The 8,677-nt window shown below is 67.1% G+C and carries 9 protein-coding genes and 1 pseudogene; 9 read left to right on the forward strand and 1 reads right to left on the reverse strand.

From position 1 onward, the window contains the following. The 3 genes from fliK to ACE039_RS10660 form a co-directional block, all read left to right on the forward strand. Positions 1-699, forward strand: a 699-nt coding sequence (fliK, locus tag ACE039_RS10650) for a flagellar hook-length control protein FliK (RefSeq protein WP_485822347.1), incomplete at its 5' end; no start/stop codon positions are given. Further along, positions 699-1,016: an EscU/YscU/HrcU family type III secretion system export apparatus switch protein gene (locus tag ACE039_RS10655; RefSeq protein WP_448708661.1), complete on the forward strand. Its 318-nt coding sequence runs from the start codon at positions 699-701 to the stop codon at positions 1,014-1,016. The genes fliK and ACE039_RS10655, both read left to right, overlap by 1 nt. A gap of 27 nt (positions 1,017-1,043) precedes the next feature. Then, entirely contained in the window at positions 1,044-1,844 is an 801-nt protein-coding gene (locus tag ACE039_RS10660) for a flagellar brake protein (protein ID WP_448708664.1), read from the forward strand. 85 nt (positions 1,845-1,929) lie between these two features. On the opposite strand, the gene fliE is transcribed toward ACE039_RS10660, so the two are convergent. Further along, positions 1,930-2,262, reverse strand: a complete 333-nt coding sequence (gene fliE / locus ACE039_RS10665; RefSeq protein ID WP_105560508.1) for a flagellar hook-basal body complex protein FliE — start codon at positions 2,260-2,262, stop codon at positions 1,930-1,932. 331 nt (positions 2,263-2,593) lie between these two features. Between fliE and fliF the strand changes: the two genes are divergently transcribed. The 6 genes and pseudogenes from fliF to ACE039_RS10695 form a co-directional block, all read left to right on the forward strand. Continuing rightward, on the forward strand, positions 2,594-4,261 hold the full coding sequence (gene fliF, locus ACE039_RS10670) for a flagellar basal-body MS-ring/collar protein FliF (protein WP_485811244.1): 1,668 nt from the start codon (positions 2,594-2,596) through the stop codon (positions 4,259-4,261). Further along, positions 4,251-5,261: a flagellar motor switch protein FliG gene (gene fliG / locus ACE039_RS10675; RefSeq protein WP_088588349.1), complete on the forward strand. Its 1,011-nt coding sequence runs from the start codon at positions 4,251-4,253 to the stop codon at positions 5,259-5,261. Before fliF ends, fliG begins: the two co-directional genes overlap by 11 nt. Then, entirely contained in the window at positions 5,254-5,997 is a 744-nt protein-coding gene (fliH, locus tag ACE039_RS10680) for a flagellar assembly protein FliH (protein ID WP_105560510.1), read from the forward strand. The genes fliG and fliH overlap by 8 nt, the downstream gene beginning before the upstream one ends. Positions 5,998-6,086: 89 nt before the next feature. Then, positions 6,087-7,520, forward strand: a complete 1,434-nt coding sequence (gene fliI / locus ACE039_RS10685) for a flagellar protein export ATPase FliI (protein WP_199196965.1) — start codon at positions 6,087-6,089, stop codon at positions 7,518-7,520. Next, positions 7,513-7,962 (forward strand): flagellar export protein FliJ, encoded by a 450-nt coding sequence (gene fliJ, locus ACE039_RS10690; RefSeq protein ID WP_088588351.1) that lies wholly within the window; start codon positions 7,513-7,515, stop codon positions 7,960-7,962. The genes fliI and fliJ overlap by 8 nt, the downstream gene beginning before the upstream one ends. Before the next feature lie 24 nt (positions 7,963-7,986). After that, a pseudogene (locus tag ACE039_RS10695) lies at positions 7,987-8,677 on the forward strand (flagellar hook-length control protein FliK); the annotation flags it as partial.

Below are 8,677 nucleotides of genomic sequence, written 5' to 3' on the forward strand. Positions count from 1 at the left end.
GCCGCGGCCCACGCCTCGATGGCGGCCAATGGCCCGTCCGCCCGCTTGCTGGGACAGGCGCTGCGCCAGGCGCTGCAAACCAGCGGCCTGTTCTATGAATCGCATCTGACCAACATGGTGTTTGGCCGGATCAGCCCTTCGTCGCTGCAGAACGAGCCCCAGGCCAAGCTGAGCAAGGACGACATCCCGCAGAACCCCGCGCCGGCACGCGGCCGCCCCGAGGCTTCCGCCGCGGGACGCGCCGGCGGTGGCGCGGACGCGCCCTCTGGCAGCGGATCGTCCACGGCGCCCGCGCCGGGCACGCCGATCACGGGCATCCACCAGGACCTGACGGTGCTGGTGCGCCAGCAACTGGACGTGCTGGCCAACCAGTCACTGACCTGGCAAGGCGAAGCCTGGCCCGGCACGCCGATGGAATGGGAAGTGGAGCGCGACCCCTACGGCGGCGATCCCGATTCGGCGACCCCCACCTGGGCCACGCGCCTGAAACTGGACCTGCCCCGCCTAGGCCTGGTGGACGCCCGGCTGAATCTGGCCGGCGATCAGATCGTGCTGCAACTGGTTGCGCCGCTGGCCGCAGGCGAGATCAATGATGCGTCCGACCAGCTGCGGTCGCGTCTGCTGGCCGCCGGGCTGACCCTGAGCAATCTGGCCGTCAGCGTGACGGATCCCCGACCCGCCATTCCCAACGACTACTGATGACGATCAGCCCCTACGCCGAGGACAACGGCCCGAACGCCAACCGCAACGCGGCCGTCGCCATTTCCTATGACGACAAGGACGGCGCCCCGCGCGTCGTCGCCAAGGGCTATGGCCAATTGGCCGACACCATCGTGCGGGCCGCCGAAGAGAACGGCTTGTACGTGCACGAGTCCCGTGAACTGGTCGGCCTGCTGATGCAAGTGGACCTGGACGCACATATTCCCCCCCAACTGTACGTAGCAGTGGCAGAATTGCTGGCCTGGCTGTATCGCCTGGAATCGCGCGAGCTTCCCGACGGCGCGCCGCCTGCCTGACCTCACTCTCTAAGGACCACCATCGTGTTGGATGCCAGCGACCCGGAATTCCTGCTGACCCGGCCGGAAGACATGCGCTCAGCCTTGTTTGAACTGACGCACCCCGACAGCCACATCCTCGTGCGCGATGCGGCCGACCGCGAGATGGCCGTGCTGGTCCTGGGTGCCGACAAGCACACCCGCCAGTTCTTCTGGCGGCCCCGCGACTATGCGGGCGCCGACTTCGAACACTCGGACAGCATGGGCTTGCTGAGCGGCACCACGTTCCATTTCCACGCCACGGCCTATGGCGGCGTGCAAATCCGGTTCCGCGTTCAGCGCCCCGAAGTGATCCAGTTCGACGACGGCAGCGCGGCATTGGTGTCGCCCTTCCCTGACCGGCTGGCCCGCATCCAGCGGCGCAAGATGTTTCGCGCCTCGCTGGCCGGCAGCGCAAACCTGTGCCAGGCCCGTTGGCAGCCCGAGCCCAAGGTAAAGCCCTATCACTTCACGGTGCGCGACCTGTCGGTCGATGGCGTGGGCTTGCGTGTGGAACTGGCGGTGCCGGCGCTGCCCGAACGCGGCACCGTGATGGAAGACGTGCAGCTGGACTTCGGCGAACTGGGCACTTTCACCGCCGATCTGGAAGTGCGCAACGTCTACCCGATTTCGGGTCAGCCGATGATCCAGCCCGGGACGCCCGAGGGGCAAGCGCCCCGGCACGTGTCCTTGACCGGCGAACCGCCGATGAGCCACATGGGCGCCGTCTTCCTGAATCTGGATGCGCGCCAGGAGAACTGGCTGCAGAAAGTAGTGTGGCGCCTGGAGAAAGGCGCGCAGCGGGACTGACACCGCCCCAAGGTAAAAGAGCCCCCTCGGGGGGCAGCAAGCATGCGAAGCATGCGCAGCGTGGGGGCCTTCCCTCTTCAGAGCCTCAAACGGCCATCGAGGAGATTTCCTTGTAGGCGGCAACCAGCTTGTTGCGCACCTGCACCGCGGTCTGAAAGCCGAGGCTGGCTTTCTGCATATCGATGATCACATCATTAAGCGAAATGTCGGGCGCGCCCATTTCAAAGGCCTTCGCCTGGGCCGACGATGCGTTCTGCGCCGCCGTCACGCGGCGGATCGAGCGCTGCAATTCTGCGGCGAAGCCGTCGGGCTGGCCGACCATTTCGCCTGCGGCGAGATTGCCGGTTTCCGCCTTGCTCACGACGGTGCGCATCTGCTGGAGCATGCTTTCGATGCCGGACAAGCCTGATACAGCCATTACCTGATTCCTTGCTGGTGGGGCATGACGCCAATGTTGCACAGAGCGTAACGCCGATCGCGCGCCGTCATAGCCGATAAAAACCGCCAAAAACCCCGACATTTCACCGAATGCCGCGACCTGGGCCTGATGGCGTGGCCGCGGCCGCCGCCTTGCCATGGACATAGAGGATAAGTAACGCCAAAAACCGGCCGTTTTCAACGATTGGGATTGTCGTACCAACGGCAATAATCCAGGCTCTCCCCAGACCAGAAGCACGTTGCATGTGTAATCTGCCCTACCCAGACATGAAGTCCTTTTCCCTGCTCCGCGTAGCCAGCGGGAGCCATCGATGAATCAGCAGGCCACTCTGAGCTCGTCGCTGCTGGCGAAGTTCCCCGCCCTGGAAAAGATACGCGCGCTGCCCAAGCCTATTCTGCTTGGCGCGGCGGCTGCCGTCGTTGCGCTGATCGTCGCCGCGGTGATGTGGAGCAGCGAACCCAAATACAAGGTCCTGTTCTCGAACCTGGACGACCGCGACGGCGGCGCCATTGTCACGGCCCTGGGCACGATGAACGTGCCCTACCGTTACAACGAGACCGGCACCGCCTTGCTGGTGCCGGCCGACCGCGTGTACGACGCGCGGTTGCAGTTGGCCTCGCAGGGCTTGCCGCGCGGCGGTTCGGTCGGTTTCGAACTGATGGACAACGCCCGCTTTGGCGCCAGTCAGTTCGCCGAGCAGATCAACTACCAGCGCGGTCTGGAAGGCGAGCTGGCCCGCTCGATCGAAGCCATGCACACCGTGCAACACGCCCGCGTTCACCTGGCCATGCCGCGCCAGTCGCTGTTCGTGCGCGAACGCCAGGCGCCCACCGCATCGGTGCTGCTGAACGTCTACCCGGGCCGCAGCCTGAGTGACGCCCAGGTGTCGGCGATTTCGTGGCTGGTGGCCTCGAGCGTGCCCGAACTGACCGCGGAAAACGTATCCATCGTCGACCAGAACGGCCGCCTGCTGTCCGCGCCGCTGGGCGAAGGACGCGGCATGGACGCCGACCAGATGCGTTTCGTGCGCGAAATGGAACAGCGCACGGTCGAACGCATCCTGACCATCCTGAATCCGCTGGTCGGCCCCGGCAACGTCCACGCCCAGGCCAGCGCCGACGTCGACTTCGCCCGCCGCGAAGAGACGTCCGAAGTCTATCGTCCCAATCAGGAGCCGGGCCAGTCCGCCATCCGCAGCCAGCAGACCAGCGATTCCACCCAGCGCGGCGTGAATCCCGCGCAGGGCGTGCCCGGCGCGCTGTCGAACCAGGCACCGGCCAACGCGCAAGCGCCCATCGCCAATCCGCCCGCGCCGCAACCGCCCCGCCCGGGCCAGCCGCAGCAGCCTGCCAATGCCCAGCAGCAACAGCAGACCGGCACGCAGACCGCAGCGACCAATCTGAACGAACGCCGCGATGCCACCACCAACTATGAAGTGGACCGCACGATCAGCCACATCAAGCAGCCGGTGGGCAACCTGAAGCGCCTGTCGGTCGCCGTGGTGGTGAACTACATCCGCGACAAGGATGGCGAGCCGCAGGCCCTGCCGCCGGAAGAACTGAACAAGCTGACCAATCTGGTCCGCGAAGCCATGGGTTATTCCGAAACGCGCGGTGACTCGCTGAACCTGGTGAACAGCCAGTTCAACGATGGCCCGCCGCCGCTGCCGATGTGGCGCGACCCGGAAATGATCGCCCTGTTCAAGACCATCCTGGCCTGGCTGGTGGGTCTGGTGGTTGCCTTGTGGCTGTATCGCAAGGTCCGCCGTTCGGTCACCGAGTATCTGTACCCGCCGGTTGATCCCGAAATGGCCGAGGCCGAGCGCGTCGAAGCCGCCCGCGAGGCCCAGGACGTGGCTCGCTCGAAGGAAGTCAGCCGCTACGAAGACAACCTGGAACGCGCCCGCACGATGGCCAATAAAGATCCGCGCGCCGTCGCGATGGTTCTGCGCACCTGGATGAGCAAAGATGAAAAATGATTCCACCCCGATGGACGGCATGACGCGCAGCGCCGTCCTGATGATGTCGCTGGGCGAGGACGCGGCAGCCGAGGTGTTCAAGTACCTCAGCGCCCGTGAAGTGCAGCAGGTCGGCGCAGCGATGGCCAGCCTGAAGCAGGTCACCCGCAACGACGTGGCCGTCGTCCTGGAAGAATTCCGCCAGGAAGCCGACCAATTCATGGCCGTCACCCTGGGCTCGGACGACTACATCCGCAGCGTGCTGACCAAGGCCCTGGGCAGCGACCGCGCCGCCGGCCTGATCGAAGACATTCTGGAAGCCGGCGACGGCGGCAGCGGCATCGACGCGCTGAACTGGCTGGATCCGAACACCGTCGCCGAACTGATCGGCGACGAACATCCGCAGATCATCGCGACGATCCTGGTCCACCTGGAGCGCGACCGCGCGGCCGGCGTGCTGGCATTGCTGACCGACCGCCTGCGCAACGACGTCATGCTGCGCATTGCAACCTTCGGCGGCGTGCAGCCGGCGGCCTTGTCCGAACTGACCGAAGTGCTGAACTCGGTGCTGGCTGGCCAAGGCGCCAAGCGCAGCAAGATGGGTGGCGTGCGCACGGCGGCCGAGATCCTGAACATGATGAATTCCTCGGACGAGGAAACCGTCGTGGCCAGCCTGCGCGAGCGCGACAACGATCTGGCGCAGAAGATCATCGACGAGATGTTCGTCTTCGACAACCTGCTGGACGTCGAGGACCGCGCCATCCAGCTCATCCTCAAGGAAATCGACAACGACACGCTCATGGTCGCGCTCAAGGGCGCCCAGGAAGAGCTGCGCGCCAAGTTCCTGCGCAACATGTCCAGCCGTGCCGCCGAAATGCTGCGCGAGGATCTGGAAGCCCAGGGCCCGATCCGCATGTCGAAGGTCGAAGCCGAACAGAAGAAGATCCTGCAGATCGCCCGCCGCCTGGCCGAAAGCGGCCAGATCGTGCTGGGCAACTCTGGAGACGACGCGTATGTCTGAAGCGGACAACGGCGCGACGACGCTCAGCTCGCGCAGTGCCGCCTGGCGGCGCTGGCAGATGCTGTCGTTCGACGAGCCGACGGCCGTCGAAGTCGAACCGGAACCCGCACCCGATCCGGGCCCGGACCCTGCCGTGGTGATGGCGCAACTGCGTGCCCAGGCCATGGCCGAAGGCCGCGAGGAAGGCTATGCCCAAGGCCATGCGGCGGGCCTGGAAGCCGGCCAGCAGAGCGGCCACGAGGCGGGATTCGCCGCCGGGCGCGAAGCCGGTTACGCCGAAGGCCTGGCGATGGCGCGCGAACAGGGGGCCGAGGAAGCGCAGCGTTTGCACGCGCTGGTCGAGGCCTGCGCCACGTCGCTGGGCGCATTGGAAGAAAAGATGGGCCAGAGCTTATTGACGCTGGCCCTGGACATCGCGCAGCAGGTCGTGCGCACGACGCTGGCCGAGCAGCCCGACACGGTCGTGGCTGCCGTTCGCGACGTCCTGCACATCAATCCGTCGGCGGGCGGCCAGATGCGGTTGTGGGCGAACCCCGACGACATCGAGCTGATCCGCCTGCACCTGGCGGACGAACTGAAGGAAGGCCATTGGCGCGTGCTGGCCGATGAGTCGATCGCGCGCGGCGGCTGCCGCGCCGAAACGCCCTACGGCGACATCGACGCCACGCTGCAGACGCGCTGGCGCCGGGTCGCGGCCTCGCTGGGCCGCAACGTCTCCTGGGAGGAGCCGGCGTGAATGGCCATCCGGCTCCGGCACAGCCCGGCCAGACGGCCGCGCCGCAGGCATCCGCCGCCGCCCCGCTGACGTCCGCGCCGGTTGCGGCCATCCCGGTCATCGACCGCTGGAAGACCCAGCTGGAGATCGGCTCGATCCGTGCCGCATCGACCGACCCGTGGCTGGTCAGCGGCAAGATTACCCGCGCGACGGGCCTGGTGCTGCATGCCACGGGCCTGCGCCTGCCGGTGGGCGCCGCCGCCCGCATTGAAATCGCGCGCGGCCACGACCACTGGGCCGATGCCGAAGTGGTGGGTTTTGACGGCCATACCCTGTACCTGATGCCGCAGGCGGACATTTCCGGTCTGCCGCCCGGCGCGCGCGTCGTGCCCGGTGAGCCGCCCGTGCAACGCGCGATCCCGCTGCCGCGCAAGGCCGAATTGAATGGCAACGCCAAGCCGCAGCTGGGCCGTCACCTGCCCGTGGGCAACGCCTTGCTGGGCCGCGTGCTGGACGGCGCCGGGCGCCCGCTGGACGGGCTGGGCCCGTTGACGGGCGCCGAGCTGGCGCCCTTGTCCGCGCTGCCCATCAACCCCTTGTCGCGCGCGCCGATCGACACCGTGCTGGACACGGGCGTGCGCGCCATCAACGGGCTGCTGACCGTTGGCCGAGGCCAGCGCATGGGCCTGTTCGCCGGCTCCGGCGTGGGCAAATCCGTGCTGCTAGGCATGATGGCCCGCTACACCAAGGCCGACGTGATCGTCGTGGGCCTGATCGGCGAACGGGGCCGGGAAGTGAAGGAATTCATCGAGCACAACCTGGGTCCCGAGGGCCTGGCGCGCTCGGTCGTCGTAGCCGCGCCCGCCGACGTGTCGGCCCTGCTGCGCCTGCAAGGCGCCGCGTATGCGACGCGCCTGGCCGAACACTTCCGCGATCAGGGCCTGGACGTGCTGCTGATCATGGACTCGCTGACCCGCTATGCGATGGCCCAACGGGAAATCGCGCTGGCCATCGGCGAGCCGCCCGCCACCAAAGGCTATCCGCCGTCGGTGTTCGCCAAGCTGCCCATGCTGGTCGAACGCGCCGGGATGGGCGCGCCCGGACCGTCGGGCAAAGCCGGCTCCATCACGGCGTTCTACACCGTGCTGGCCGAAGGCGACGACCAGCAAGATCCGATCGCCGATTCGGCGCGCGCGATCCTGGACGGACACGTCGTGCTGTCGCGCCATCTTGCCGAGGCCGGGCACTACCCCGCCATCGACATCGAGGCGTCGATTTCCCGGGCGATGACCTCGCTGATCACGCCCCAGCAGTTCGCCGTGGTGCGCCGCTTCAAGCAGAACCTGTCGCGCTACCAGCGCAACCGCGACCTGATCGCCGTGGGCGCCTATGCGGCCGGCAACGATCCGCAACTGGACGAAGCCATCGCCCGCTATCCCCGTCTGGAGGCGTTCTTGCAGCAGGACATCGGCGAAAACGTCGGCTATGACGACGCCGTCAACCAGTTGCGCGCCAGTTTCGAGTTAAGGGACACCTATGCCTAGCCAATTGCCCTTGGACATGTTGATCAACCTGGCCAAGGAAAGCACGGATGAAGCCGCGCGCCTGCTGGGACGACTGAGCGCCGAGCGCACCAATGCCGAGCGCCAGCTGGGCATGCTGAACGACTACCGCCAGGACTACCTGGAACGCCTGCAACAGGCGATGACGACGGGAATGTCGGCCAGCGACTGCCATAACTACCAACGCTTCATCGGTACGCTGGACGACGCAATCGGCCAGCAGCAGACGGTATTGCGCCAGGCCGACGAAAACCTGGCCAAAGGCCGTCAGTATTGGCAGCAGGAAAAACGCAAGCTCAATTCCTATGACGCCCTGGCGCAGCGCGAAATGCGCGCGCAGGCCGTCGTGGAATCCCGGCGCGAACAGCGCGCCAACGATGAATACTCCGCTCGCCTGGTTCAACGCCAGGCAGGCCTGCATTAAGCAATACCTCACAGGAAGCCCAAGATGACCGCTCCCCTGCCCTTGCCCACGATCGCACCCGTCGCGCCGACTTCGATCGCCGACACGCTTGGCGCCAATAAGTCCGCATCCGCGAACAAGAAAGGCCCCAGCTTCTCCGACGTGCTGGCCCAGCAGCGCCCGAAGCCGTCCGCCGATTCGCGCCCCGCGAACAACGGCGCCAAGACGCCCGGCAAGAACACGAACGCCAAGGACCCGGCAAGCAATGCTGAAAGCGCTGCCGCCGGCGCCATCGACAATGCCGTGAAGACGGCCGCCGAGGCGGAAGCCGGCGCGCTCGCCGTCGCGGCTACGCAACAACCGGCCGCGCCGGTGTTGCCGCAGCAGGCGCTTGAGATCGCCGCCCAGGCCGCCGAGCAGGTGCAGTTGGCCCGCGGCAATGCCGAGGCCGCCGCGGCCGCGATGAGTTCCGGCGCCGCCGTGCTGACCGCCACGCTGAATGCCGCCGATGCCGCCGCCGCGCCGCGCGCGCCGGTCGCCGCAACGGCCGCGCAAGCCGAAGCGGCCGCGGCACTCGCCACCCGCGACGCCCAGGCCGCCTTGCCCGTTGTCACCGCCGCCGTCAAACCGGGCAGCACGGTGACGGCTCCTTTGGAAGCCGCACCCGCCAACGCGAAGCCCGCCGTGAAGGCGGAACCGCCGCGTCTGGCCGCCGACCTGGCGCTGCCGCGCGTGG

Source organism: Achromobacter maghribensis (assembly GCF_057334215.1).